The organism is Methylobacterium sp. Leaf113 (assembly GCF_001423325.1).
Taxonomy (GTDB): Bacteria; Pseudomonadota; Alphaproteobacteria; order Rhizobiales; family Beijerinckiaceae; genus Methylobacterium.
The window spans coordinates 75,670-101,136 of record NZ_LMNJ01000017.1 but is presented as its reverse complement, the minus strand read 5'-3'; the positions used below and the strand labels follow the sequence as shown (position 1 = coordinate 101,136).

The window sequence follows — 25,467 nt, the reverse complement described above, 5'->3', positions numbered from 1 at the left end:
CCGCCCAGATCACCAGGCGACAACCCATCAACAGTCAGGAGATGCAAAAGCAAGCCGCCAATCGCCTTGGCCGCTCGCCGATGAATGGGGTATACCCATAGCCCATGAGCCTGTCAACAGCTTTTCGGGAACCATCGGCGGCGCCCGACCCAGGTCCCCGTCCGCAAGCGTGACGCCCGCCCGCAAACGTGCCTCAATCTCGACATGCTGGACCACGACATCGGTCGCGCGCCCGCATCCCGTCCCGGATGATCCGGGCCGCCAGTTTCGAGGACCATGGCGTTGCAGCGAGGCCGTCTGAAGATCGGGCACCCGGACGGTTCGGCGGAGGCGCGCGACGGTGCCGGCCAGCAGACGGGTCCCGGGCGCAACCGCGCCCGCGCGCAGACCGGCAGCCTCCCGGCCCTCGACCTTCTCGGCCCCGACGCACCACGGATCGATCGCCGCGACGTCAACCTGCGCTGGCTCTGCGCCAGTGCGCTCACCGGCCTGACCGGGGCCGGTTTGATCGGCGCCGCCATCCATGTCTCTCTCCAGAGCGACATCTCGTTCGCCGCCATCCCCGAGCGCGCCGCCCCTGCGGTCCGGCCGGCTCTGAGCGACGGCACCGCCAACGTGGCGCGCAAGAGCGACCGGCTGGTGCGCAACCTGATGATCGCCTCGGCCAAGCAGAGCTTCCGTTCGCCGGTGACGGTCCGCCTCGGGGATCGCGAGATCATCAAGGTCCGGCCCTTCCTGCGCGTCTCGACCGCCTTGTCGATGACCACCGGCGTCTTCGCCACCGAGATGCCCCGCTTCGACCCGATGAAGCTCAGCACCGACGAGCCGCTGGAGCGCGCGCCGGAGCCGGGGCTCGGCGACGCACCCGGGGCCGAGGTCTCGGTGATCAAGCGCGATCTCGTGGGGATGGAGGTCGAGGCCGGGGCGCCGGCCCTGTCCGACGACGAGGTCGCGGCGCAGATCGAGGAGGAGCGCCGCCTCTCGGCCGAGGCCGGCCGCCGGACCGCGATCCCGATCGCGCCGCAGATCATGCTGTCGCGGACCCTTCAGCAGGGCCTGGCCGCCAACAGCTTCGACGCCGCCGCGCGCCTTTCCGACGAGAGTTCGCCGTTCAAGTCCATCGACGTCCTCGTGGTGCCCGAGAACGTCACCAGCCTGAGCAAGACCGGGGCCGGCAGCGAGGCGCCCCTGGTGGAGGAGCGCGACCTCGCCCTCAAGCGCGGCGAGACCCTGGAGGCCGTGCTGAAGAGCGCGGCGCGGGCCACCGACGAGCAAGTCCGCGGCATCGTGGCGGCCCTCGGGGGGCGCACCCGCACCGCCGACCTCGCCGAGGGCCAGCAGTTCCGCGTGCAGATCGCGCCCGGGCCGAAGCCCGGCGACCCGCGCCAGGTGACGCGGGTGGTGTTGTACGGAGAGACCGGAATCGAGGGCATCGCCGCCATCAACGACCGGGGCGGTTTCGTCTCGGTGGCGCCGCCGACCGAGGACGCCCCGTCACGGACGGCGCCGGTCGCGGCCGACGCCACCGAGGACGGCGAAGAGGAAGGCGGCACCGGCCCACGCCTGTTCCAGAGCCTGTACGAGACGGCCGCCCGGCACGACCTCCCAAGGGGCGCGGTCGACGACCTGGTGAAGATCTTCGGCTACGACGTCGATTTCCAGCGCCGGATCTCGTCCGGCGACAGCCTCGACGTGTTCTATACCTTCGACGACGAGGGTCCGCAGGGCTCCCTCGAGCGGCCCGAACTGCTCTATGCCGCCCTCAACCTCGCCGGCGAGGCACGCAAGGTCTATCGCTTCCAGTCCCCGGACGACGGCACCATCGACTACCTCGACGAACAGGGCCGCTCGCTCAAGAAGTTCCTCATCCGCAAGCCCATCGCCGACGGCATCATGCGTTCGGGCTTCGGCTATCGGCGCCACCCGGTCCTCGGCTACGCCAAGCTCCATACCGGCGTCGACTGGGCGAACCCGATCGGCACCCCGATCGTGGCGGCCGGCAACGGAACCGTGCTGAAGGCGGATTGGGATTCGGGCTACGGCCGCCGCATCGAATTGCAGCACATCAACGGCTACGTCACGACCTACAACCACATGTCCCGCTTTGCCCGCGGCGTCACCCCCGGCGCCAAGGTGCGGCAGGGCCAAGTCATCGGCTATGTCGGATCCACCGGTCTGTCGACGGGCGCGCACCTCCATTACGAGGTGATCATCAACGGCCACTTCGTCGATCCGATGAAGATCCGCGTGCCCCGGGGGCGTGAGCTCGACGGCCGTATGCTCGCCGAATTCACCCGCCAACGCGAGCAGATCGAGGGCACCATGCAGAAGTCGCGCACGGCCTCCGCGATGGCGCAGCGGGACGCGATGCGCTGAGGCCGGCGCCGCCGGGCCGGCTCGCACGCGAGATCGAAACGCAGGGCTTCGCGTCAGGAAAAGCCGAGGCGGCGGCGGATTTCGGCCGCGCTCTCCCCAGCGGCGCGCAGGTCCGCCAGGGACGGCGAATGCCGGGACTTCGCCAGCTTCTCGCCGGAGGAATCCAGCACCAGAGCATGATGGTGATAGCGCGGCGACGGCACGCCGATCAGCGCCTGGACCAGCACGTGCAGGTCGGTGCTGGCGCGCAGGTCGGCGCCGCGCACGACGTGGGTGATGCCCTGGTCGGCATCGTCCATCACCACGGCGAGGTGATAGCTCGTCGGCACGTCGCGGCGGGCGATCACGGGATCGCCCCAGCGGGCGGGATCGGCGGTCTCGCGATGCTCCGGTCCGACGCGGTATCCAGGGCCCCTCCCCTCCCCCGCCGGCGCACCTTCGCCCGGAACGGTCTCGACCGCGACGTGGGTGATCGTGTGGGGACCGGGGGCGGCCGCCAGCGCACGCGCCATGTCGAGGCGCCAGGTATGCGGTTCGCCGGCCGCCCGCCGCGCCGCGGCCTCCCCGGGCGGCAAGTGGCGGCAGAGTCCCGGATAGAGCGGCGCTCCATCGGGGTCGCGGGGCGCCGGTTGTCCGCTCCGCGCGGTGTCCGCCGCGACTGCGGCCGCGATGGTGCCGCGCGAGCAGAAGCACGGATAGGCGAGGCCCCGAGCGGCGAACCCGTCGACCTGGCGCCGATAGGTTTCGAGATGGGCCGATTGCCGGCGCTCGGGCGGGGAGAAGCGAAGGCCGAGCCAGGCGAGATCGTCGCGAAGCGCCGCGATCAGCTCCGGCCGCGAGCGGACGGGATCGATGTCCTCGATCCGCAGGAGAAGTCGTCCCCCGGCGCTCTCGGCCAGCGCCGCGTTCAGGAGGGCCGAGCGGGCGTGACCGAGATGCAGGCGCCCGTTCGGGCTCGGAGCGAAGCGGAAGACCGGCGGGGCCTTCACGAGGCAGCCTCCCGCATCAGGCAAGATCCCTTCATGGCGGCCGATGCCAGGCCCGGTCGGTTATCGGACGTACCCGGCCGAGAACAGAGCCGACGAAAGCCCCGTCAGCCGCCGACGCGGCGCAGGCAGCTCTGCTCCGCCTTCGGAGTGCAGGCAATCCCCGGCAGCGAGCAGGCGATCCCGTCCTCGGCGCGCTGGCACACGCGGCAGCCGTCGCCCCATTCGGCGCAGGTCGCGTCCTGGCTCGGGTTGGCCACGACGGGGTGAGAAGCGGGGTGATGGACCGGCGCGGCCGTGAGGGCGCCGATCAGCACCGTCACGGCGGTGAGCGCGACGACGCTCCAGGCGACCCGGCGGTCGTGGCTGCGCGTCCCTGCATCCGGGGGCGCAGAATCATGAGAACGAAGATCCGGAGAACGAGAATCCGGGGAAAGGTGATCGGCCATGGCGCGGTGTTCGCGCGCCCCGCCCGGCGTGTCAACGCTCCGACGAGACCGGTGCCTCGGCGCTAAAGGATCGCTCCCGACCGTGACGTGATTGCGCGGCGCGGTCCTCGCTTAACGGTCGATCCGCCAACGATAAGCGAAAACCGTCGCGGTCAGGCAGCCGCCGCGCGGCGCTCCAGTAGGCCCGGCAGGGCGCGCAGGTCGAGGGGCTTGGCCAGGAACCCGTCGAAGCCCGCCGCGCGTGCGATGCGCTCGTCGTCCCGGCCTGCATTGGCGGTGAGGGCCACGAGGTGCAAGGCAGGCGCCCCCCCGGCGGCCTCGATCGCGCGGATCTGCCGGGCCGTCTCCAGGCCGTCGATCCCGGGCATCCGGATGTCCAAGAGGGCCAGATCGAAGGGGGTGTCGGGGGTCGCCTCGCGGATGCGGGCCAACGCTTCCTCCCCGTCATGGGCCAGCACCACCTGCGCGCCCAGGCGCTGGAGGGCTTTGGTCGCCAGCAGGGCGTTGATCGGGTTGTCCTCGGCGAGGAGCACGCGCGGTCCGGCGGTCGGGGGAGAGGATGCGACAGGACCGGATGCGCCAGGATTTGCCGGCACTTCGGGCGCGGTGGCGGGCAGACGCGCTGGAATCGCGGCGCCGGGTTCCTCCGATCCGCGCCGCGTCGCCGCGACGAACTCAGCCTGCGACGAGGCGGGCGCCAGCAGGCGATCGAACAGAGAGCGGGCGCGCACCGGCTTGACCAGATAGCTGTCGAAGCCGGCGGCGGCGGGGGTGCCGAACTCGCGGCGATCGAAGGGCGAGAGCAGGACGAGGCTGCAGCGCACGCCGCAGCGCCGGGCCTCGAGCGCCAGCGTGCGCACCGCCGCGTCGCCGAGGGTGCGATCGGCCAGAACCGCATCGAAGGCGGCGGCCGCGATCGCATCGAGACCGGCATCGAGGTTCGGCACCACGAGGGCGGACGCACCCGAGCGGCTGAGCCGCCGGGCCAGGAATGGCGCCTGGAAGGGCGAGGCCGCGACGATGAGGACCCGGCGCCCGCACAGGCTCGGAGGCCGTTCGCGATCCGCCGCCGCGACGGGGAGCGGCAACGTCACCGAGAAGGTGCTGCCCTGGCCGAGGCGCGAGGTGGCGTCGATGCGCCCGCCCATCCGGTTGACGAGGCGCCGGGTGATGGCGAGACCGAGGCCGGTGCCCTCGTGGCGGCGGCTGGCGCTGCTGTCACCCTGCTCGAATTCCTCGAACAGGATCGGGATGCGCTCGGACGGGATGCCCGGACCGGTATCCGAGATCGCGATGACGAGGTCGCCGGCCTCGCGGCGCAGCTCGACGCCGACTCCACCCGCATTGGTGAACTTGATCGCGTTCCCCGCGAGGTTGATCAGGATCTGGCGGACCCGGTCGGCGTCGCCGACCACCAGGCGCGGGATGTCGTCGGCGATGTCGACGGAGATCTCGATGCCCTTGTCCTGGGCCCGGGGCGCCAGCAGCTCCACCACGGCCTCGGCGATCTCGCCCGGATCGAACGGCTCGGCGGCGAGATCGAGGCGGCCCGCCTCGATCCGCGAGAAATCGAGGATGCCGTCGATGAGGCTGAGCAGAGCCTTTCCGGAGGTCCGGACGGCCTCGACATAGGTGCGCTGTTCCGGGTCGAGGCCGGTGTCGAGGACGAGATCGGCCATGCCCAGGATGCCGTTGAGCGGGGTACGGAACTCGTGGCTGACGGTGGCGAGGAAGCGGGACTTCGCCACGTTGGCGGCCTCGGCCCGGTTCAACGCCTCGTCCAGGGAGCGGGCGGCCTCGACCCGCTCGGTGATATCGGTGCCGGCGCGCAGCCACTGGGGCTCGCCCGAGCCCCCCGGCATCGGCATCTCGATGAAGGAGTACCAGCGCGGCGCGCCGGAGAAGGGGACCAGCCGCATCTCGACGCGGCGGATACCATCCGAGCTTCGCACGCCCTCGTTCGTCTCCAGGACCTCGGCGGTCCGTGTCGTACCGACCAGCGACAGCGGCTCGGCACCGACGAGGCGCCCGAAGCCGCCATTGGCGAAGGTGATCCGCCCCTGCGCGTCGCGCTGCACGATGATCTCGGTGCTGGCCTCGACCAGCGCCCGGTAGCGCTCCTCGCTCTCCGACAGGCGCCAGACCCGGTCCTCGAGCTGCTCGGTCCGGCTGCCGTCGCGGGCGAAGGCAGGGCGTTCGATGGAAACGGTTGGGCCGGGGGCACCCCGGCGCGCGCGGCCCCACCAGCCCGCCGCGAAGCCGAACCCGCCGGATGCGAGACCAAGGCCCACGGTCTGCCAGACCCAGGGCGGCATCGCGAAAATCTGCAGCGGGACATCCTGCAGCGTCATGGGACCGGCCTCCGGCAGGACCGACCCCTGCCGCGAGGGACCATGCCGGAGGAACTTGAAGGCGGGCTTTCGAAAGGCCGTTAAGAAACCGTTGCGGATCGGGATCGAATGCGATGCGATGCGGCGGTGCGCTTCACGGGCCGGTCCTGATGGTGTAGGCGCGGCGGCTTGATCCCGAGCCGCCCCCGCCGCGGCGCCGAGGACCGTTCGACGTGGGTGTCATGACGATGACGAGTTCGGTGAATCCCGGTCAGGCGCGCATCGCCGCGACCTTCGCGCGCTGCCGCGCCGAGAACCGCGCGGCTCTCGTCACCTACGTGATGGCGGGCGATCCCGATGCCGAGACCTCGCTGAAGGTGCTCGAAGCCCTGCCGGCCGCCGGAGCCGACATCGTCGAATTCGGCCTGCCCTTCACCGATCCGATGGCGGACGGCCCCGCGATCCAGGCGGCGGGCCTGCGTGCCCTGAAGGGCGGCCAGGGCGTGGCCCGGACCCTCGACCTCGTGCGGCGCTTCCGCCAGGGCAACACCGAGACGCCGGTGATCCTGATGGGGTATTTCAACCCGATCCACACCTACGGCGTCGAGCGCTTCCTCGACGATGCGCTCGACGCCGGGATCGACGGCCTGATCGTGGTCGACCTTCCGCCGGAGGAGGATGACGAACTCTGTCTGCCGGCGCTGGCCAAGGGGCTGGCCTTCATCCGCCTCGCGACGCCGACCACCGACGAGAAGCGGCTCCCCGCCGTCCTCGCGAACACCGCGGGCTTCGTCTACTACGTGTCGATCACCGGCATCACCGGAACCGCCACGCCGAACTTCGACCGGGTGGCCGCGGCGGTCGACCGAATCCGGCGCCACACCGACCTGCCGATCGTGGTGGGCTTCGGGGTTCGGACCGGAGCCGATGCCACGGCGATCGCTCGTGGGGCCGACGGGGTGGTGGTCGGCTCCGCCCTGGTCGACGCCATGCGGGCCACCCTCGACGCCGAGGGCGCTTCGAACGGCGGCACGGTCGCGGCCGTCAGCGCCCTGGTGCGCGAGTTGGCCGAGGGCGTGCGCTCCGCGCCCCGCGCCTGACGCAATTTCACGAGACCTTCCGGCTCGCTCGCTTCGAGCCCGCACAAGGACACCGTCGCATGATGGTTGAACCGATGAACTGGATCTCGGAGGTCGTTCGCCCCAAGATCAAGACCCTGTTCAAGCGCGAGACCCCGGAGAACCTGTGGGTCAAGTGCCCCGATACGGGCCAGATGGTCTTCCACAAGGAGGTGGAGAGCAATCACTGGGTCATCCCCGGCTCGGAGCATCACCTGAAGATGAGCGCCCAGGCGCGCCTCAAGATGATGTTCGACGAGGGCACCTGGATCGACGTGCCCCTGCCGGAGGTCGCCGCCGATCCGCTCAAGTTCCGCGATGAGAAGCGCTACATCGACCGGCTCAAGGATGCCCGGGCCAAGACCGGCATGACCGACGCCTTCAAGGTCGGCTTCGGCCGCGTCTCGGGCCTGCCGATGACCCTGGCGGTGCAGGACTTCGCCTTCATGGCCGGCTCCCTCGGCATGGCGGCCGGCGAAGCCTTCGTGCGCGGCGCGGAGACCGCCCTGGACAAGCGCACCCCCTACGTCCTGTTCTCCGCCTCGGGCGGCGCCCGCATGCAGGAAGGCATCCTCTCGCTGATGCAGATGCCCCGCACCACCGTGGCGGTGCGCCGGCTCAACGCGGCCAGGCTGCCCTACATCGTGGTGCTCACCAACCCGACCACCGGCGGCGTCACCGCCTCCTACGCGATGCTGGGCGACGTCCATCTGGCCGAGCCCGGCGCGCTGATCTGCTTTGCCGGCCCGCGCGTCATCGAGCAGACCATCCGCGAAAAGCTGCCCGACGGTTTCCAGCGGGCGGAATACCTGCGCGACCACGGCATGGTCGATCAGGTCGTCCACCGCCACGCCCTGAAGGACACGATCGCGACCCTGTGCGGCCTCCTGACCAACCAGGAGCCCGGGTCGCCGCCGGTCCGGGCGGCCGCCCCGGTTGCGGAACCCGCCTGAAGCGGCACACGCCGCGAGTCCGTCGCCACGATTCCTTCTCCGCGATCCCCTCCCCTCCGCCACACGACGTTCGATCATGGATTCCTCCGACGCGCTGATGGCGCGCTTCCTCGCCCTCCACCCGCGCACGATCGACCTGTCGCTCGGGCGGATCGAGCGGCTGCTGGCCCGTCTCGACCACCCGGAGCGCAAGCTGCCGCCGGTGATCCACGTGGCCGGCACCAACGGGAAGGGTTCGACCATCGCCTTCATGCGGGCGATCCTCGAGGCCGCCGGGTTGGCGGCCCATGTCTACACCTCGCCGCATCTGGTGCGCTTCCATGAGCGCATCCGTATCGGCGCCATCGGGGGCGGACACTTCGTCCCCGAGGATCAGCTGGCCGACGCCCTGGCCCGCTGCGAGGCCGCCAACGAGGGCGAGCCGATCACCGTGTTCGAGATCACCACCGCGGCCGCCCTGTTGCTGTTCTCCGAGCATCCGGCCGACGTGCTGTTGCTGGAAGTCGGGCTCGGCGGCCGGGTCGATGCCACCAACGTGATCGATCGGCCGGCGGCGGCCGTGGTGACGCCCATTGGGCGCGACCACGCCGAATATCTCGGCGACACCGTCGAGGCGGTCGCCACCGAGAAGGCCGGCATCTTCAAGAAGGGATGCCCGGCCATCATCGCCGCGCAGGATTACGCCGAGGCCGATTCGGTGCTGTGCCAGCTTGCCGAAGCGGTGGGGGCCACCCCGATCCGCGTCGGCAACCAGGATTTCTCGGTCCATGCCGAGCGCGGGCGCCTCGTCTACCAGGACGACACCGACCTGTTCGACCTGCCGAAGCCGCGCCTGAACGGCCGGCACCAGTTCACCAATGCCGGCACCGCCATCGCGGCTCTGCGGGCCGCCGGCTTCGGCGATATCGGCACCGCCGCGATCGAGGCCGGGCTCAACGCCGTCGAGTGGCCGGGGCGCCTGCAGCGGCTGAACCGCGGGCGCCTGTCGGATCTGGTGCCGCTCGGCGCCGAACTCTGGCTCGACGGCGGCCACAACATCGATGGCGGGCGCATCCTCGCCGCCGCAATGGCGGATCTCGGCGAGCGCTCCGACGTCCCGCTGGTGCTCATCGTCGGCCTGCTCGGGACCAAGGACGCGGAGGGGTTCCTGCGCAACTTCGTCGGTCTGGCCCGCGCCCTGGTGGCGGTCCCGATCGCCGGACAGATGGCGGCCCGGCCGGCGGAAGAGGTCGCCAGCATCGCCACGGATGTGGGCCTGAACGCGGCCGTGGCCTCAAGTGTCGAAGCCGCTCTCGAGAGTCTTTCCGACATCGCCTTCGAGCAACCGCCACGCATTCTGATCTGCGGTTCGCTCTACCTCGTCGGCGCCGTCCTGACTGCGAACGGAACGCCGCCGACCTGAATTCCCTAACCTTTTCCAGTCCCACCGGCGCTCACATCAACTCTGCGGTGTGACCGCGGCGCTACATCTTGGCTGTGGAAACTGAAGTAGGTTCTCCCTCGATCGGGCACTTCGCTGGGGATCAGAATAATGAAAAAGCTTCTTACGTCTTTCGCGGCCTTCACGGCCCTCACCGCAGCCGCTTCGGCCGCTGACCTGCCGCGCCGCGCCGCTCCGCCGGTGTTCGTGCCGGTGCCGGTGTTCACCTGGACCGGCTTCTACGCCGGTTTCAACGCGGGTTACGGCTTCGACGCCTCCGACCGTGGCACCAACGTCTACAACAACGTGTTCCCGAACCTCGTCGCTCCGCTCAACGGCGACGGGCGGCGGTCAGATCGGCTACAACTACCAGTTCACCCCGGGTTCGGGCGTGGTCGTCGGTATCGAAGCTGACGCCCAGTACGTCGACTTCGGCCGTAGCCGGAACAACTTCGTCCTGACCCCCGGCTTCGCTCCGATCGCCGGCGTCACCTTCGTCGATCCGCGCGGCACCGCCAGCCTCGACTACTTCGGCACCGTCCGCGGTCGCCTCGGCTACGCCTTCGACCGCGTCCTGTTCTACGGCACCGGTGGCTTCGCCTACGGCGCCGGCAGCAACGAGCGCAACTTCGGCGGCTTCCGCGGCAACGACGATTTCCGCACCGGCTACGCTGCTGGCGGCGGCATCGAGTACGCGCTCCCGACCGACTCGTTCCTGAACTTCTTCCGTTCGTCGGCCGTCACGCTCAAGGTCGAAGGCCTGTACGTGAACCTCGAGAACAACAACCGCAACGCCGGCGTCTACGCCTACGACACCAACAACGTCCTCTACCGCCAGCCCGGCTTCTCCAACCGCAACAGCGGCACCGAGTTCGCCNACCGACTCGTTCCTGAACTTCTTCCGTTCGTCGGCCGTCACGCTCAAGGTCGAAGGCCTGTACGTGAACCTCGAGAACAACAACCGCAACGCCGGCGTCTACGCCGTCGACACCAACAACGTTCTCTACCGTCAGCCCGGCTTCACCAACCGCAACAGCGGCGCCGAGTTCGCCGTCGTCCGCGCCGGCCTGAACTACAAGTTCGGCTCGTACTAAGCCGACATCTACGGTCTCGAAACGAGGGAGCCCGGCCGCAAGGCCGGGTTTCTTCGTTTGGGCCAGCATCGGCGTTCGGTCATCCGACGCCCCACAAAAAAGCCCGGCCTCGCGGCCGGGCTTTGTCCGTTCAGGCCGTGGGTCGCGGCGCCGGACCGGCCCCGCACGCCGCGCTCAGGCGCTCGCTTGAATCCAGCGGGACAGGTCGCCCTTCGGAGCAGCGCCGACCTTCTGGCTCGCGAGCTGGCCGTCCTTGAAGATCAGCAGCGTCGGGATCGAGCGGATGCCGTACTGGGCGGCAATGCCCGGGTTCTCGTCGACATTGACCTTGGCGATCTTGACCCGGCCCTGGAGATCGGCCGAGATCTCCTCGAGCGCCGGACCGATCTGACGGCACGGGCCGCACCACTCGGCCCAGAAATCCACTACGACCGGCTCCGCGGACTGGAGAACGTCCTGCTCGAAGCTCGCGTCGGTCACTTTCACCGTCGCCATGGGAAACTTCCTTTCCGGTTCCGCTCTTCGCGAAACGTCTCATCCGCCGTCCTCGCGTCGCGACATCGAGCCGCGAGACGGATCGTCGAAGGCCAGAGTTGGCGATGCGGCGGGGAACGGTCAAGGCGTCCCGTGGCCGATGCAGGGCTGCCCTCCCCTGGACTCTGCAGATTGTCCACCTGGTCTCTTCGTCGGGACCCTTCAGATGTCGAGCCCGATGAGGCCGGCCGGACCTGTTCCGCACCCCGCGACGGTGGCCCGAGGGGCCGCGACCCTCGCCAAAGCGTGTCCGTCGCCCCATGTCCCAGGCATCCCGACGGCGGCGGCCCGGCCGCTGCCCGAGGGGGCTCGACCCGGAGCCGGCCAACGTGCCGGCATGGAGGACCATCCGACGTGAAGCGCATCCCGCACAGCCTGCTCGCCACCGCAGCCCTTCTCAGCCTCGGCGCGGCCGTCCACGCGCAGGAGCCGGCGGGCGCCGAGCCCCGGCAGCCCCGGATCGGCGGCGACGCCTTCGCGGCGCCCACCAGTTCCGCCACCGGCAACAGCCCCGCCGAAACCGAGGCGCCGAATGCGCCCTACAAGCCGCTGCTGCCCAACCAGACCCGCGCCCCCAAGCCCGAGGTCGCCACGAAGGTGAAGACGGAGGTCGTCGCCAAGGGCCTCGACAGCCCTTGGGCGATGGAGTTCCTGCCGGACGGACGCATGCTGGTGACCGAGAAGGCCGGCAAGCTGCGCATCGTCGCCAAGGACGGAACCGCCGGGCCGTCGATTCCCGGCGTGCCGAAGGTCGATGCCCGCGGACAGGGCGGCCTGCTCGACGTGGCCTTGAGCCCGAGCTTCGTCGCCGACCGTCTGATCTATCTCAGCTACGCCGAGCCGCGCGACAAGGGCAACGGCACCAGCGTGCTGCGGGCCAAACTGGTCGAGGACAAGGGCGCCGCCCGCCTCGACGAGGTCAAGGTCATCTTCCGGCAGATGCCGAGCTATGACGGCGACAAGCATTTCGGCTCGCGGCTCGTCTTCGCCCCGGACGGCAAGCTCTTCGTCACCGTGGGCGAGCGCTCCGACAAGGTCACCCGCGTCCAGGCCCAGGACCTCACCAGCGGTCTCGGCAAGGTCTTCCGCATCGACACCGATGGCAATGCCGCGAAGGACAATCCCTTCACGGGCGGCGAGAAGGCCAAGCCCGAGATCTGGTCCTACGGCCACCGCAACGTGCAGGCCGCGGCCCTCGATCCGCAGGGGCGGCTCTGGACCGTGGAGCACGGGCCGCGCGGCGGCGACGAACTGAATCGCCCGCGTCCCGGCGTCAATTATGGTTGGCCCGAAGTCACCTACGGCCTCGAGTACAGCGGCGAGAAGATCGGCGAGGGCAAGACCCAGGCGGGCGGCACCGCCCAGCCGGTCTATTACTGGGACCCGGTGATCGGCCCCTCGGGCATGGCGCTCTACAACGGTGACGCCTTCCCGGCCTGGAAGGACGCCTTCCTGATCGGCGGCCTCGTCAGCCAGGGCCTCGTGGCGGTGAAGCTCGACGGCGACAAGGTCGTCAGCGAGGAGCGCATTCCCCTGGAGGACCGCATCCGCGATGTCCGCGTCGGCACCGATGGTGCGGTCTACGCCGTCACCGACGGCCCGGACGGCAAGATCCTGAAGCTGACCCCGGGCAGCTGATCCCGGATGCTCTAAGGCGTTCGTCGGGGGCGCCGGCTCGTCCCTCCCCCTCTGCGGGGGAGGGTGGCCCGCCGATACGACCGGATTCACACATCTGGTCTTGCAGGCAGACCGCGTCCCTCTCCCCCTTTGTGGGGAGAGGTGAGGAGTGGGGGTGGTCGGGTGACCCTCAACCGGCTGAGGGTCACCCGACCACCCCCAGTTCGAACATCCCCACAAGCTCGACGGATCTCGGTCGGGCCCGAGATCCGCTGGGAAGAAAGGCCGCGTCGCGCTGGCACCTGCGAATCGCTTGGCGCACGCGAAATCGCGAAGCCGACCGCCCTGCCCTCAGCCCCTATCCCCGTCCTCGGGGATCAATTGCAGGCGCAATCGATCCAGCGTCCGACCGAATGCCCCCGGGTCGTCGAGGGCGCGAGCGAGGACCAGACCGCCCTGGATGGCCGCGACGGTCTCCTCGGCCAAGCCTTTCGCCGCCGCTTCGGTGAACCCGCTGCGCCGCAGGGCCGCCGCCAGCGAATCGCACCAGACGGCAAAGTAGCGCCGGATGCGGTCGCCGAAGCGGTCGCGGCCCTCGGTCAGCGCGAAGGCGCCGACGAGGCAGGCGCGGCCCCCGGAGCGGAAATACGCCTCGGTCTCGGACAGCATGCGCCGGATCGCCGCCTCGGGATCGGACTCGTCGCGCAGGGGAGCGTAGAGACGCGTCTCGAACCAGGCCTCGATGGCGTCCAGGACAGCCTCCGCCATCTCGGCCTTACCGCCCGGAAAGGCGTGATAGAGGCTGCCCTTGCCGAGTCCGGTGCGGGCGCCGAGCAAGGCCAGGCTGGCCCCTTCGTAGCCGTGCTCGCGAAACACCTCCGCCAGCACCGGGATCGCGGCCTCCCGTGCACGCGCCCGCGACGATGCCCCCGATCCTACTCCCGACATCGACACCGGTACCGGTCTCTTACAGGCCGAGAGCGCTCAACCCGGGATGGTCACCGGGACGCGGGGCGGCGCGGTCCCAGTGGAATTGGCGCTCGGTGTCGCGAATCGAGAGGTCGTTGATGCTGGCATGGCGCTCGCGCATCAGGCCGTTGGCGTCGAAGGCCCAATTCTCGTTGCCGTAGGCGCGGAACCACTGTCCCGCCGCGTCGTGGAACTCGTAGGCGAAGCGGACGGCGATCCGGTCCTCGGTGAAGGCCCAGATCTCCTTGATCAGGCGGTACTCGTGCTCGCGCTCCCATTTGCGGCGCAGGAAATCCACGATCGCCGGCCGGCCGCTGAAGAACTCGGTGCGGTTCCGCCACCGGCTGTCGGCGGTGTAGGCCAGGGCGACCTTTTCCGGGTTGCAGCCATTCCAGCCGTTCTCGGCGGCGCGGACTTTCACGATCGCCGTGTCCCGCGTGAAGGGCGGCAGTGGAGGACGCGATTCGGCAGCAAGGGTCTCGGACATCGGCAAGGCTCCGGCACGGCTGGACCGCGGCTTTCCCGGTCCTGTACCGATCGGTACAAACAGGCGGGACAGCGGTCAAGATCGGCGCGACCCGAGCAGCTCCGCCGCGCCGTCAGGCGTGGCCGAGGAGCGTCAGCCAGGCGATCGTGGTGAAGGTCGCCAGCAGGGTCGACAGCATCACGGCGGCGGCCACCACGCCGGTCTCGGTCTTGTAGCGGGCGGCGAGCAGGTAGGCGTTGATGCCCACCGGCATCGCGGCGAACAGGGTCGCCACCCCGGCATAGGCCGGTGGCATGGTGAAGACGTGGAAGGCCAGGACCCAGACCACGAGGGGATGCAGCACAAGCTTCAGGCTGGTGATCACCAGGGCGCTCGGCATGTCGTGGAGGACCCGGTAGCGGACGAGGCCGGCGCCGAGGGCGATCAGCGCGCAGGTCGAGGCCGTACCCGCCAGCGAATCCACCAGCGCCTTGGCCATGCCGGTGGGTGCCACCCCGATGGCCTTGAGGCCGAGGCCCAGGACGAGCGCGAGGAAGATCGGATTGCGCAGAAGGACCAGGGCGAGGCCCCGCAGGCGCCGCAGGATGGAGGTCTCGCCGTCCGCCTCGATCAGGAAGGTGGCGCAGCCCATCATCAGGGGCAGGTGCACGGCCAGCAGCATGAAGAGCGGGAAGGCCCCCTCCTCGCCATAGGCCTGGAGGATCATCGGCACGCCGATGAACACGGTGTTCGACTGGCTGGCGGCGAAGCCGTGGAGGATCGCCCCGCGGCGCTCGACGCCCTTGCGGCGCAGGCTCAGCGCCGACCCGATTCCCCAGGACAGGGCGGCCCCGCCGAAATAGCTGACCCAGTAGGAGGGCGTGATCTCGCCAGTAAGCCCGGGACGGGTCAGCGTCGCGATGATCAGAGCCGGAACCGCGATCGAGAAGACGTATTCCGACAGGCCGTCACTGACCTTGTCGGACAGGAAGCCGGCGAGTGCCGCGATCCATCCCACCAGGATGAGGCCGAAGATCGGGGCGACGAGCGACAGGACGGTCATCGACGGGAAACCGGTGCTCCAACGCGAACGGCCACCGTACGCGCTGTCGCGTGCGGCGGCCGTTCGATGATCTGGCGGAAGGCGGCGCGGTCGGGAGCGCTCCCCGACCGATTCGACGCCCCGGAGGCCTCAGGCGGCGACGGGGGTCTCGACTTCGGCGAGCTTCTTGTGCAGCTCGCGCTTGAGAAGGCGGGCCGTCTGCGACAGCTCGATCTCGCGGGCCTTGATCAGGAAGGCGTCGAGGCCGCCGCGGTGCTCGACCGAGCGCAGCGCATGGGCCGTGACGCGCAGGCGCACGCGGCGCTTGAGGGCATCCGACTGCAGCGTGACTTGGCACAGGTTCGGCAGGAACCGGCACTTGGTCTTGCGGTTCGAGTGGCTCACGAGGTGGCCGGTCTGCACGGCTTTGCCCGTGAGTTCGCAACGGCGCGACATTGTTCTATTTCCCGTCTCGTTCCGCATGTCCGACAGGCTGGCGGGAAACCCGGCCGCGTCGCGGCAAGCGGCTTCTCGCACGCCAAGCCCGGTGGAGCGGCGTTCTCATTGAAGGCGCGAGCCTATAGGGGAGAGTGCCCCGTGACGTCAAGGCGTGGGCCGATTTTTCGACGCTCCGCCCGGGCCGGGCAAGCCGGCACCGACGCCTCCGCTGCACCCGCCCGAACGATGTGTTAACCATGAGAGCGGACGATGATGGCCAGATGTCCCGGGCGCGTTCGGCCGGGGACCGACAGCGAACCCGAGTTTCCAGCCATGTGCGGCACCCGACAGCGCCCTGCCCCGCTTCCTCGTCTCGGCGCCCGGCTGCTTGACGTCCGACTGCTTGGCGCCCGGCTGGTCGGCGTCAGCGCGCTGGCCCTCGCGGTGGCTCTCCCCGTGGCGCTTGTCGGGCCGCCCGCGCAGGCCCGGCCGAAGGCCGCCGCCGCCTCGACGGTGACGGTGGATTACGACATCGCCCTGGCGGGCCTCACCATCGGCAATGCCCAGGTGGCGGGGGTGTTCGAGGGATCCGGCTACCGGATGGACGTCTCGGCCCGGCTCACCGGCCTCGTCGGCGTGGTGACGGGCGGCATGGGCTCGGCACGCGCCAGCGGCGCCATCGCGTCGGCGCCCCAGCCCAGCAGCTTCGCGATCGCCACCAAGACCTCCAATTCCGGCATCGCCGTGCGCATGGCGCTCGCTCGCGGCACCGTCACCCAGGCGGAGATCACTCCGCCCCTCATCGACATGGGCGACCGGGTGCCGATCACCGCCGCCAACAAGCGCGGCGTGATCGACCCGGCCAGCGCCCTGATGATGCCGGTGCAGGGTCGGGCCGATCCGATGGACCCGGCCAATTGCAACCGGACGCTGCCGATCTTCGACGGGGCCACCCGATTCGACGTGGCGCTGAGCTACGGCGAGACCCGCGCGGTGGCCAAACCCGGCTACAGCGGCCCGGTCCTGGTCTGCAACGCGCGCTACACCCCGATCGCCGGCCACCGGCCGGACCGGCCGGGGGTGAAGTTCATGGAGGACAACCGCGAGATGTCGGTCTGGCTGGCCCCGGTCGAGGGCACCCGCGTGCTGCTGCCGGTGCGAATCGCCGTGCGCACCACGGTCGGCACCAACATCATCGAGGCCACACGCTGGACCCGCACCGGCGGACCGCAGGGCAGCAGCACCGCCGCAGCCGCTTCGAAGTCCGCCACTCAAGCCAGCTTGGCCCAGTGACCGGACGCCACAGCCTCGCCGCGCGATTCGTCGGCGCCGCCCTGGCGCTCGGGGCCTCCGGCGCGAACGCGCAATCGATCCTGTCGACGGGCCCCGATTGCGGCGGAGACGCTTATTCCTCGGCCCAGGTCATCGAGAACCGCCCGCCCCGGCGCGGGCCGCTGACGGCCGTGCCCGATACCCTCTGCGCCGATGTCGCACCGCAGCGGGTACAGCCGCCCGTGGAGATCGGGATCTATCCGAGCCTCGGCCTGCCCGGCCCGGACGGGAATGGCGGGTATGGCCGGGATGGCCGGGATGGCAGCCGACGCTATGGCGACCCATATGAGGGCCAGCCGCCACGACAGCGCCGCCCCTGACGGCGTCGCGGCGGTTTCCCCATCCTTGAGCCTGCCGGCCTCGCCGAAGGGACCGCCCCTTACTCATGATCCGCCCCTCCCTCTCCCCGCAGGCCCGCGCACGCGGCGTCACGGCGGTGCTCGGGCCGACCAATACCGGCAAGACCCATCTCGCCATCGAGCGCATGCTGGCCCATCCGACCGGAATGATCGGCCTGCCCCTGCGCCTGCTGGCGCGGGAGGTCTACCTGCGGGTGGTCGCCAAGGTCGGCGCCGACAAGGTCGCCCTCGTCACCGGCGAGGAGAAGATCAAGCCGGACCGGCCGCGCTACTGGATCTCCACCATCGAGGCGATGCCGCGCGACCTCGACGTCGCCTACGTGGCCATCGACGAGATCCAGCTCGCCGCCGACATGGACCGGGGCCACGTCTTCACCGACCGCCTGCTGCACCAGCGCGGCCGCGAGGAGACGTTGCTGATCGGCTCCTCGACCATGCTGCCCCTGGTGCAGTCGCTGATTCCCGGCGTCCACACGACGACCCGGCCGCGACTGTCGCAGCTCACCTTCGCGGGCGAGAAGAAGCTCGGGCGCCTGCCCCGCCGCTCCGCCATCGTGGCGTTCTCGGCCGAGGAGGTCTACGCTATCGCCGAGCTGATCCGGCGCCAGCGCGGCGGCGCGGCGGTGGTGCTCGGCGCCCTGTCGCCGCGGACCCGCAACGCCCAGGTCGAGCTCTACCAGTCGGGCGACGTCGATTACCTCATCGCCACCGACGCGGTCGGCATGGGCCTCAACCTCGACGTCGACCACGTCGCCTTCGCGGCGAACTGGAAGTACGACGGCACCCGCTTCCGCAAGCTGACGCCCCCCGAGATGGGGCAGATCGCCGGCCGCGCCGGGCGCCACCTCTCGGACGGCACCTTCGGCTCGACCGGGCGCTGCGCCCCGTTCGAGCCCGAGATGATCGAGGCCCTGGAGAATCACGATTTCGAGCCCCTGCGGGTCCTGCAATGGCGCAACCCGGACCTCGACTTCGGGTCCCTGAAGCGCCTTCAGGAGAGCCTGGACGAGCATCCCCGCGAAAAGGGGCTCACCCGCGCGCCGATGGGCGAGGACCAGTCGGCCCTCGAGATCCTGGCCCGCGAGGACGACATCCGCGACCTCGCTAACAGTCCCGCCAACGTACGCCGCCTGTGGGACGTCTGCGGCGTTCCCGATTACCGCAAGGTCCATCCCCAGACCCACGCGGACCTCGTCGCCCAGCTCTACCGCTTCCTGATGCGCGGCATGGCAGGGCGCATTCCCAACGACTGGTTCGCCAAGCACGTCGCCATGATCGACCGCACTGACGGCGACATCGACGCCCTGTCCCAACGCATCGCGCAGGGGCGAACCTGGACCTTCGTGGCGAACCGTCCGGATTGGCTCATTGATCCGGTGCATTGGCAGGGCGAGACGCGTCGGGTAGAGGACAGGCTGTCTGACGCCCTGCACGAGCGCCTTGCGAGCCGTTTCGTCGATCGGCGCACCAGCGTCCTGATGCGGCGCCTGAGAGAGAATACGATGTTGGAAGCTGAGATCACCGCCGGCGGGGACGTTACCGTCGAGGGCCAGCATGTCGGCCATCTGCATGGCTTCCAGTTCGTTCCGGATCCCGGTGCGGAAGGACATGAGGCCAAGACCCTGCGCAGCGCAGCCGAGAAGGCGCTCGGCGGCGAGATCGAGGCCCGCGCCGAGCGGTTCTCGTCGGCTGCCGATGCCTCCCTCGTGCTGAGCCACGACGGCGTCATCCGCTGGACCGGCGACCCGGTCGCCAAGCTGACGCCCGGCGACAAGCTGTTCGAGCCGCATGTGCGCCTGCTCGCCGACGAGCAGTTGACCGGCCCCGCGCGCGACAAGGTCGAGGCCCGGCTGGTCGCCTGGCTCAAGGCCACCGTGGTCCGGCTCCTCGGTCCCCTGATGGAGATCGAGACGGCGGCCGATCTCACGGGCCTCGCCAAGGGCATCGGCTTCCAGGTGGTGGAATCCCTCGGCGTGCTCGAGCGCGCCAAGGTGATGCACGAGATGCGCACCCTGGATCAGGACGGCCGCGGCGCTCTGCGCCGCCACGGCGTCCGCTTCGGCGCCTATCACATCTTCCTGCCGGCCCTGTTGAAGCCGGCGCCCCGCACCCTCGCGGCCCAGCTCTGGGCCCTGAAGAATGGCGGCCTCGATCAGCGCGGCCTCGACGAGATCGCCCACCTCGCGAGCTCCGGCCGCACCTCGATCAAGGTCGACCCCGAGATCGCCAAGGGCCTCTACCGCGCCGCCGGCTTCCGCGTCTGCGGCGAGCGCGCCGTGCGCGTCGACATCCTGGAGCGCCTCGCCGATCTCATCCGCCCGGCGATCGCCTACCGGCCCGGCACCACGCCGGGCGACGCCCCGGTGGGGACGGCCGACGGCGACGCCTTCGTGGCGACCGTGGGCATGACCTCCCTGGTCGGCTGCTCGGGCGAGGACTTCGCCTCGATCCTGAAATCCCTCGGCTACGCCCCCGAGACCCGTCCGGGCCCGGCCATCACCGTGCCGCTGCTTCCGGCGGCCTCGACCCAGCCGGTGAAGCCGACGGTCGCGGAGGCCGGCGACACGGCGAAAGACGAGACGGCCACGGACGAGACGGTGACGGACGAGAACGCCCCGGCCGAGGCCGCGGGCGAAGCGGCGCCCGAGGGCGAGGCCAGCGCCGAGACCTCACCGGATTCCGAGGCGTCTGCCGGCACCGAAGCATCTTCCATCACAGACGCGTCTCCGAACGAAGACCATGACGCGCCGTCTGAAATTCTGCCCGGCTCGACCGAGGATTCCGGCGCCGCCACCGCGCCGGACGCCACCGAGGCACCGCATGAGGCAGCCTCGTCCGACGACACGGCGCAGGACGCGGCTTCGGTCGAGGACACCCGCGCCGCAGACGACGCGACGCAGGATCAACCCGATCCGGCCCCGCAGCCGGTCGCCGATGCGGCCAGCGTGGCGGAGAGCGCCGAGCATCCGGCGGAGGACGCAACCTCCGAGACCGAGACCGAAGTGGCCCCGGCCGAGTCGGCAGCGGTCACGGCCGAGACTGAGATCGAAACCTCGCCCGACGCGGACGCCACGGCGGCGGATGCGGCCGGAGAGGTGGCGACCGTCGAGGTCTGGCGCCTCCAGCGCCACCAACGCAACGCCAATCCGCGCCAGAACCGCCCGCGCGGCCCGGGCCGCGACGGCGGCGCTCCGAACCGCGCCGCCGGCGACGCCCGCCCGGACAACCGTCGCCCCGGTGGCGGCGGCGAGGGACGCGACCGTCCGCGCGCCGGCGCCCCCGGCGAGCGTCCGGAGGGCAATCGCCGGGGCCCCGGCGGCGAGGGTCGCCCGGACGGTCGGCCGCAGCGGCGCGAACGCTTCGAGCCCGGCCGGGTCCGGCCCGAGCGCCGCGACGAGCCGCGGGCCGCTCCCCGCGACGAGCCGCGTCCGCAGCGGCGCGAGCGCGCCCCGGACCCGGATTCGCCCTTCGCCAAGCTCGCGGCCCTCAAAGCCCAGCTCGAGGCCGGGCCGGATCGCAAGCGCTGAGTGAAACACGCTCGGCAGGCTCGGGTCGGCGCGCCGGCGCGACCCTGCCGAGATCCCTCGTAACGCCACGGGTTTTGGAACGCAGGTTTTTGACAAGCAGGCCTTTGGAACGCCCGCCCTCGCCGCAAAACCGCAGCCTCCTGTCGCGAACCCTGCCCGGACTCGGATGAAGCCGGGACGTCAGCGGCTCGACAAATGGCTGTGGTTCGCGCGGTTCGCCCGGACCCGAACCCTGGCCGCGCGCCTCGTGACCGATGGCTACGTCCGGGTGAACGGGCAGCGGGCCGCCTCCGCGGCCACGGCGGTGGGCCTCGGCGACGTCGTCACGGTCGCGGCCGCCCACGCCACGGTGATCGCCCGCATCCGTGACCTCGGTGAGCGTCGCGGACCGGCACCCGAGGCGCAGCAGCTCTACGAAGTGGTCGGCGACATTGTGGTCGGCGACATGCCGGATTGAGGGGCGGACCGACGGCGATCGGTCGAAAGGTTCCAGGGAGCGTGGCGGCGGAGCGACACCGCAGCGCGGTTGCGGCACCGAGGCGCCACTGCGCTTGTCAGCCCTCCGGACAGGGTCTAGAGCCAGCGCGACTCCTCGTGCCCGCGCGATCCGGCAACTCCGTCACCCTGCAGCCCCATCTCGCCCTGCAGCAAGACATCCGTGCATCGATCTGCGCGAGCGACCATGCGCCGGCATCGGGACATGCCCGCCGGATCAAGGACTGAAGGCCCCATGACCTACGTCGTCACCGACAACTGCATCAAGTGCAAGTACATGGACTGCGTCGAGGTATGTCCGGTGGACTGCTTCTACGAGGGCGAGAACATGCTCGTCATCCACCCCGACGAGTGCATCGATTGCGGCGTGTGCGAGCCGGAATGCCCCGCCGAGGCGATCAAGCCGGACACCGAGCCGAGCCTGGAGACCTGGCTGAAGGTCAACGCCGACTACGCGCGCAGCTGGCCGAACATCACCCAGAAGAAGGACGCTCCGGCCGACGCCAAGACCTGGGACGGCGTTGCCGGAAAGTTCGAGGCGCATTTCTCGGCCAAGCCCGGCACCGGCGACTGATCGCCGCGATCGTCTCGCCAATGCCCGCGTGACAGCGGGCCGGGCCGGCAACGGGCCGATCGATAAGGCGGCGCACGGACGCCGCCAGGAGGCTGTGGAGCGTGTGCGTCCCGCCTCCAACGACGCTGCGTCTCGCCGGCAATCCTTTGATTCGGCGGTCGGTTTGTGTTATTGACAAGGCCTGCCGTCGTTCGTGCTCGACGTGCTGCCTCCGGCCATCACCTGATGGGTCTCACATTCCAATGTGGATTGGGGTCGCATGCGATCGGTCTCCGAAAGCCCTCCCGCTTTCGGTGGACGATTTCTCGTTGCGCGCGCATCGGCTTGCCCGGGAACCGGCTGGTTGTGCATCGTCGATGCCGATCCACCGGACAAGGGGCTTAAGCCGGGTGACCCACCCCGGATTACAGGGTTCGGCGCGGCGTTCAAGGCCGCGCAATGTTCTGGAGGCGCTTCTCGCATGACCACAGCCAAGAAGACGACGGCAGGCCGCCAAGGCTTCAAGACCGGCGAAGCGGTCGTGTACCCAGCCCACGGTGTCGGTCGCATCACCGCCATCGAGGAGCAGGAGATCGCCGGCTACAAGCTCGAGCTGTTCGTCGTGTCGTTCGAGAAGGACAAGATGGTCCTGCGCGTTCCGACCGCCAAGGCCAACAGTGTCGGTATGCGCAAGCTCGCCGAACCGGAACTCGTCAAGAAGGCCCTCGACCTCCTCACCGGCCGCGCCCGGGTCAAGCGGACGATGTGGTCGCGGCGGGCGCAGGAATACGAGGCCAAGATCAACTCGGGCGACCTCCTGTCGGTCACCGAAGTGGTCCGCGACCTCTATCGCTCCGAGGCCCAGCCCGAGCAGTCCTACAGCGAGCGCCAGCTCTACGAGTCGGCCCTCGACCGGGTCGTGCGTGAGATCTCGTCGGTGAACCGCATCACCGAGACCGAGGCGCTGAAGCTCATCGAGCAGAGCCTCGCCAAGTCCCCGCGCCGCGCCAAGGGCGAAGCCGAGGCGGAAGGCGAGGCCGAGAGCGACGACCTTCAGGAAGAGGCGGCCTGATCGTCCAAGTTTTCGCCTGACGATGGCCTCGCGCCATCGGGGTTCCTCAATGACGATTTCGAGCCCGGCGCGCCAGTGCCGGGCTTTTTTCATGGTCGCTTCCGTTACTCCCAGCCTTTGATCGTCCCTAGCGGCCCCGAAGCTCCCGCCGGGTCGCTCACGACCGCGTGTTCGAAGGGGACCGGCCGGGAACCAACCCACCCACCTCTTGTTGTCGCGTTACCACGCGAAGGCTCAGGTTCCGATTGGGATCGGTTCCGGTGCCTTGTGGTCGGAAACACACGTTTCATCGAGGCGGAGGCGGGGATGGCGGATATCGCAGGGATCCGGCGGCAGTTCATACGCACGGCGATGGAGGCGCCCTTCCTTGCACGCGATGAGGAACGTGGGCTTGCCGTTCGCTGGAAGGATGAACGCGACGAGCGCGCGCTGCATGGGCTCATCGCCGCGCATATGCGTCTGGTGATCGCGATCGCCGGCCGTTTCCGCCATTACGGTCTGCCGATGGCCGATCTGGTTCAGGAAGGCCATGTGGGCCTGATGGAAGCAGCGGCCCGGTTCGAGCCCGAGCGCGAGGTGCGGTTCTCCACCTATGCGACCTGGTGGATTCGCGCGTCGATCCAGGACTATATCCTGCGCAACTGGTCGATCGTCCGGGGCGGCACCAGCTCCGCTCAGAAGGCCCTGTTCTTCAATCTGCGCCGCCTCCGGGCGCGCCTGATGCAATCGACCGAGGAGCATGTCGGCGACGAGATCCACCGCCGCATCGCCACCGCCATCGGCGTCTCGCGCGAGGACGTCGCCCTCATGGACGCCCGCCTCTCCGGTCCGGACATGTCGCTCAACGCCCCCGTGGGCGAAGAGAGCGAGGCATCCTCGGAGCGCATGGACTTCCTGGTCGATGGCGCTGCTCTGCCCGACGAGACGGTGTCGGCGACCGTCGACGGAGAGCGCCGCCTGATCTGGCTCAATGAAGCGCTGACCGTCCTGTCGGAGCGTGAGCTGCGCATTCTCAAGGAGCGCCGCCTCGCCGAGGACCAGGCCACGCTCGAAGCCCTCGGGCATCGCCTCGGCATCTCGAAGGAGCGCGTGCGACAAATCGAGAACCGTGCCCTGGAGAAGCTGCGCCGTGCGCTGGCCGAGCGCTTCCCGCAATCGGGCGGCAACGTCTACGCGTAGCGATCGCGGCGCCTGAAGCTTCTGTCCCGGCGCCTGGGCCTATCGACTGAACCCATCGCAAAAACGATATCCCGCGTCCCGGTCCCTCTCAGGGGCGGGGCCACGCGGCGTGGGCGCTCGTCAGAAGCGGCTGGGCAGCGGGCGTCGCTTGGTTCACGATGGGGACATGCCCCGAGGCCCCCAGCATCGACCTTCCCCCGCCGCGATCGGTGTGCCGCCTGCCCCGGCATCCGATTGGGTCGAGGCGATGCCCGGCCCCTGTTCCGGCCCCACGGTGTGGCGGGTGGATCTCCACCTCGACCCGGACAATGCCGAACCGGGCACCGGCCTGCTGTCCCCTGAGGAGCAGGCGCGGGCCGATCGCTTTCGCCGCGCCGAGGACCGCCAGCGCTACCGCCAGAGCCACGCGGCCCTGCGCTTGGTCCTGGGCCACACCCTCGATGCGCCGCCACTGGACCTTCGCTTTGCCACCAGCGCCACCGGCAAGCCTCACCTGATCCGGACCGGACGGCCCGCGCTGCATTTCAACCTGTCGCATTCGGGTCGGCATGCCCTCATCGGAATCGCATCCGAGTCGGAGATCGGCGTCGATGTCGAGGCGATCCGACCCATCGGCGATCCCCTGGCCATCGCCCGCCCCCACTTTCACCCCGACGAAATCACCGACCTGACCCGCCTGCCCGCGCCGGACCGGGACGCCGCCTTCTTCCGCTGCTGGACCCGCAAGGAGGCTGTGGTGAAGGCCCTCGGCACGGGTCTCTCGCTGCCCCTCGACCACTTCAGCGTCAGCGTTCCCCCGGCCGCCGGCGCGGTCCGGTGGATGCGATCCGGCCCTGCCGGCTGGTCGCTGTGCGACCTTCCCTTGGGACCGGACGCCGTTGGGACGGTCGCGATCCCCCTGCCGAACCAAGGCGTCCGCCGGCTCCGCCTGCCGACCGACTGGGCGGCGCGGACCGGACTCGCCACCATCGGATGATTTCCCGCAAGGAAGCGCTTGCGGGTCTGCAAGGGGCTCGCTATACGTCCGCTCGTCGCCGGCCCAAGCCGTCGGCACTGTCGGAGTGTAGCGCAGTCTGGTAGCGCACCACGTTCGGGACGTGGGGGTCGCAGGTTCAAATCCTGCCACTCCGACCAGCTTTCCAATGGGAGGCGGTCTTC

At 69.9% G+C, this 25,467-nt stretch carries 21 protein-coding genes, 1 tRNA gene and 2 pseudogenes; 16 read left to right on the top strand and 8 right to left on the bottom strand.

Features of this window, described 5'->3' with window-relative positions; genetic code table 11:
• Nucleotides 1–282: 282 nt before the first annotated feature.
• Nucleotides 283–2,376, top strand: a complete 2,094-nt coding sequence (locus ASF60_RS12835; RefSeq protein ID WP_056185210.1) for a M23 family metallopeptidase — start codon at nt 283–285, stop codon at nt 2,374–2,376.
• Between the two features lie 53 nt (nt 2,377–2,429).
• Here ASF60_RS12835 and gluQRS read toward each other — a convergent pair whose 3' ends face one another.
• The 3 genes from gluQRS to ASF60_RS12820 form a co-directional block, all read right to left on the bottom strand.
• Nucleotides 2,430–3,365 carry a tRNA glutamyl-Q(34) synthetase GluQRS gene (gene gluQRS / locus ASF60_RS12830; protein WP_056185167.1) on the bottom strand — a complete coding sequence of 312 codons (936 nt, stop codon included), beginning with the start codon at nt 3,363–3,365 and terminating at the stop codon, nt 2,430–2,432.
• Nucleotides 3,366–3,469: 104 nt separating this feature from the next.
• Nucleotides 3,470–3,811, bottom strand: coding sequence for a hypothetical protein (locus ASF60_RS12825; protein WP_056185164.1), 342 nt, complete (start codon nt 3,809–3,811; stop codon nt 3,470–3,472).
• Nucleotides 3,812–3,963: 152 nt separating this feature from the next.
• Nucleotides 3,964–6,162 (bottom strand): ATP-binding protein, encoded by a 2,199-nt coding sequence (locus tag ASF60_RS12820; RefSeq protein WP_244478411.1) that lies wholly within the window; start codon nt 6,160–6,162, stop codon nt 3,964–3,966.
• Nucleotides 6,163–6,389: 227 nt separating this feature from the next.
• On the opposite strand from ASF60_RS12820, the gene trpA reads away from it, so the two are divergent.
• The 5 genes and pseudogenes from trpA to ASF60_RS24475 form a co-directional block, all read left to right on the top strand.
• Nucleotides 6,390–7,241 (top strand): tryptophan synthase subunit alpha, encoded by an 852-nt coding sequence (trpA, locus tag ASF60_RS12815; RefSeq protein ID WP_056185203.1) that lies wholly within the window; start codon nt 6,390–6,392, stop codon nt 7,239–7,241.
• Nucleotides 7,242–7,303: 62 nt separating this feature from the next.
• Nucleotides 7,304–8,212: an acetyl-CoA carboxylase, carboxyltransferase subunit beta gene (accD, locus tag ASF60_RS12810; protein ID WP_056185200.1), complete on the top strand. Its 909-nt coding sequence runs from the start codon at nt 7,304–7,306 to the stop codon at nt 8,210–8,212.
• Between the two features lie 76 nt (nt 8,213–8,288).
• On the top strand, nt 8,289–9,614 hold the full coding sequence (locus ASF60_RS12805; RefSeq protein ID WP_056185161.1) for a bifunctional folylpolyglutamate synthase/dihydrofolate synthase: 1,326 nt from the start codon (nt 8,289–8,291) through the stop codon (nt 9,612–9,614).
• Nucleotides 9,615–9,743: 129 nt separating this feature from the next.
• Nucleotides 9,744–10,509, top strand: a pseudogene (locus ASF60_RS25325) (outer membrane protein); the annotation flags it as partial.
• A gap of 1 nt (nt 10,510) precedes the next feature.
• Nucleotides 10,511–10,726 (top strand): annotated as a pseudogene (locus tag ASF60_RS24475) (porin family protein); the annotation flags it as partial.
• Between the two features lie 174 nt (nt 10,727–10,900).
• Here the strand turns inward: ASF60_RS24475 and trxA are convergent.
• Nucleotides 10,901–11,221 (bottom strand): thioredoxin, encoded by a 321-nt coding sequence (gene trxA / locus ASF60_RS12795; protein WP_056185158.1) that lies wholly within the window; start codon nt 11,219–11,221, stop codon nt 10,901–10,903.
• 393 nt (nt 11,222–11,614) lie between these two features.
• Here trxA and ASF60_RS12790 point away from each other — a divergent pair, with 393 nt between their 5' ends.
• Entirely contained in the window at nt 11,615–12,898 is a 1,284-nt protein-coding gene (locus ASF60_RS12790; protein WP_056185155.1) for a PQQ-dependent sugar dehydrogenase, read from the top strand.
• A 330-nt stretch (nt 12,899–13,228) separates the two neighbouring features.
• Here the strand turns inward: ASF60_RS12790 and ASF60_RS12785 are convergent, their stop codons facing one another.
• The 4 genes from ASF60_RS12785 to rpmB all read right to left on the bottom strand — a co-directional run bounded on the left by ASF60_RS12785 (nt 13,229) and on the right by rpmB (nt 15,810).
• Nucleotides 13,229–13,825 (bottom strand): TetR/AcrR family transcriptional regulator, encoded by a 597-nt coding sequence (locus ASF60_RS12785; protein ID WP_056185152.1) that lies wholly within the window; start codon nt 13,823–13,825, stop codon nt 13,229–13,231.
• A gap of 19 nt (nt 13,826–13,844) precedes the next feature.
• Nucleotides 13,845–14,333: a nuclear transport factor 2 family protein gene (locus tag ASF60_RS12780; protein ID WP_056185149.1), complete on the bottom strand. Its 489-nt coding sequence runs from the start codon at nt 14,331–14,333 to the stop codon at nt 13,845–13,847.
• Nucleotides 14,334–14,445: 112 nt separating this feature from the next.
• Nucleotides 14,446–15,375: an AEC family transporter gene (locus tag ASF60_RS12775; RefSeq protein ID WP_056185146.1), complete on the bottom strand. Its 930-nt coding sequence runs from the start codon at nt 15,373–15,375 to the stop codon at nt 14,446–14,448.
• Between the two features lie 129 nt (nt 15,376–15,504).
• Nucleotides 15,505–15,810: a 50S ribosomal protein L28 gene (gene rpmB, locus ASF60_RS12770; RefSeq protein ID WP_056185141.1), complete on the bottom strand. Its 306-nt coding sequence runs from the start codon at nt 15,808–15,810 to the stop codon at nt 15,505–15,507.
• Nucleotides 15,811–16,125: 315 nt separating this feature from the next.
• Between rpmB and ASF60_RS12765 the strand changes: the two genes are divergently transcribed.
• The 9 genes from ASF60_RS12765 to ASF60_RS12725 all read left to right on the top strand — a co-directional run bounded on the left by ASF60_RS12765 (nt 16,126) and on the right by ASF60_RS12725 (nt 25,443).
• Entirely contained in the window at nt 16,126–17,085 is a 960-nt protein-coding gene (locus ASF60_RS12765) for a DUF3108 domain-containing protein (RefSeq protein ID WP_082507936.1), read from the top strand.
• Nucleotides 17,082–17,444, top strand: coding sequence for a hypothetical protein (locus tag ASF60_RS12760; protein ID WP_056185138.1), 363 nt, complete (start codon nt 17,082–17,084; stop codon nt 17,442–17,444). Before ASF60_RS12765 ends, ASF60_RS12760 begins: the two co-directional genes overlap by 4 nt.
• A gap of 65 nt (nt 17,445–17,509) precedes the next feature.
• On the top strand, nt 17,510–21,010 hold the full coding sequence (locus ASF60_RS12755; RefSeq protein WP_056185135.1) for a helicase-related protein: 3,501 nt from the start codon (nt 17,510–17,512) through the stop codon (nt 21,008–21,010).
• A gap of 166 nt (nt 21,011–21,176) precedes the next feature.
• Nucleotides 21,177–21,467 (top strand): RNA-binding S4 domain-containing protein, encoded by a 291-nt coding sequence (locus ASF60_RS12750; protein ID WP_056185132.1) that lies wholly within the window; start codon nt 21,177–21,179, stop codon nt 21,465–21,467.
• A 273-nt stretch (nt 21,468–21,740) separates the two neighbouring features.
• On the top strand, nt 21,741–22,079 hold the full coding sequence (gene fdxA, locus ASF60_RS12745) for a ferredoxin FdxA (protein ID WP_056185129.1): 339 nt from the start codon (nt 21,741–21,743) through the stop codon (nt 22,077–22,079).
• Between the two features lie 460 nt (nt 22,080–22,539).
• Nucleotides 22,540–23,130: a CarD family transcriptional regulator gene (locus ASF60_RS12740; RefSeq protein ID WP_056185126.1), complete on the top strand. Its 591-nt coding sequence runs from the start codon at nt 22,540–22,542 to the stop codon at nt 23,128–23,130.
• Nucleotides 23,131–23,436: 306 nt separating this feature from the next.
• Entirely contained in the window at nt 23,437–24,309 is an 873-nt protein-coding gene (locus ASF60_RS12735; protein ID WP_056185192.1) for an RNA polymerase factor sigma-32, read from the top strand.
• 247 nt (nt 24,310–24,556) lie between these two features.
• A complete protein-coding gene (locus ASF60_RS12730) occupies nt 24,557–25,285 on the top strand; it encodes a 4'-phosphopantetheinyl transferase family protein (protein WP_082507935.1) in 729 nt (242 codons plus the stop codon).
• 81 nt (nt 25,286–25,366) lie between these two features.
• Nucleotides 25,367–25,443: transfer RNA gene (locus ASF60_RS12725), tRNA-Pro, on the top strand.
• The last annotated feature ends 24 nt before the right edge of the window (nt 25,444–25,467 follow it).

Coding starts and splice junctions, on each gene's coding strand:
- trpA (WP_056185203.1), top strand. CDS start 6,390: ATGACGAGTTCGGTGAATCCCGGTCAGGCGCGCATCGCCGCGACCTTC.
- ASF60_RS12780 (WP_056185149.1), bottom strand. CDS start 14,333: ATGTCCGAGACCCTTGCTGCCGAATCGCGTCCTCCACTGCCGCCCTTC.
- trxA (WP_056185158.1), bottom strand. CDS start 11,221: ATGGCGACGGTGAAAGTGACCGACGCGAGCTTCGAGCAGGACGTTCTC.
- ASF60_RS12820 (WP_244478411.1), bottom strand. CDS start 6,162: ATGACGCTGCAGGATGTCCCGCTGCAGATTTTCGCGATGCCGCCCTGG.
- ASF60_RS12735 (WP_056185192.1), top strand. CDS start 23,437: ATGGCGGATATCGCAGGGATCCGGCGGCAGTTCATACGCACGGCGATG.
- accD (WP_056185200.1), top strand. CDS start 7,304: ATGGTTGAACCGATGAACTGGATCTCGGAGGTCGTTCGCCCCAAGATC.
- ASF60_RS12730 (WP_082507935.1), top strand. CDS start 24,557: ATGCCCGGCCCCTGTTCCGGCCCCACGGTGTGGCGGGTGGATCTCCAC.
- ASF60_RS12805 (WP_056185161.1), top strand. CDS start 8,289: ATGGATTCCTCCGACGCGCTGATGGCGCGCTTCCTCGCCCTCCACCCG.
- ASF60_RS12765 (WP_082507936.1), top strand. CDS start 16,126: ATGTGCGGCACCCGACAGCGCCCTGCCCCGCTTCCTCGTCTCGGCGCC.
- ASF60_RS12825 (WP_056185164.1), bottom strand. CDS start 3,811: ATGGCCGATCACCTTTCCCCGGATTCTCGTTCTCCGGATCTTCGTTCT.
- fdxA (WP_056185129.1), top strand. CDS start 21,741: ATGACCTACGTCGTCACCGACAACTGCATCAAGTGCAAGTACATGGAC.
- rpmB (WP_056185141.1), bottom strand. CDS start 15,810: ATGTCGCGCCGTTGCGAACTCACGGGCAAAGCCGTGCAGACCGGCCAC.
- ASF60_RS12755 (WP_056185135.1), top strand. CDS start 17,510: ATGATCCGCCCCTCCCTCTCCCCGCAGGCCCGCGCACGCGGCGTCACG.
- ASF60_RS12750 (WP_056185132.1), top strand. CDS start 21,177: ATGAAGCCGGGACGTCAGCGGCTCGACAAATGGCTGTGGTTCGCGCGG.
- ASF60_RS12785 (WP_056185152.1), bottom strand. CDS start 13,825: ATGTCGGGAGTAGGATCGGGGGCATCGTCGCGGGCGCGTGCACGGGAG.
- ASF60_RS12775 (WP_056185146.1), bottom strand. CDS start 15,375: ATGACCGTCCTGTCGCTCGTCGCCCCGATCTTCGGCCTCATCCTGGTG.
- ASF60_RS12740 (WP_056185126.1), top strand. CDS start 22,540: ATGACCACAGCCAAGAAGACGACGGCAGGCCGCCAAGGCTTCAAGACC.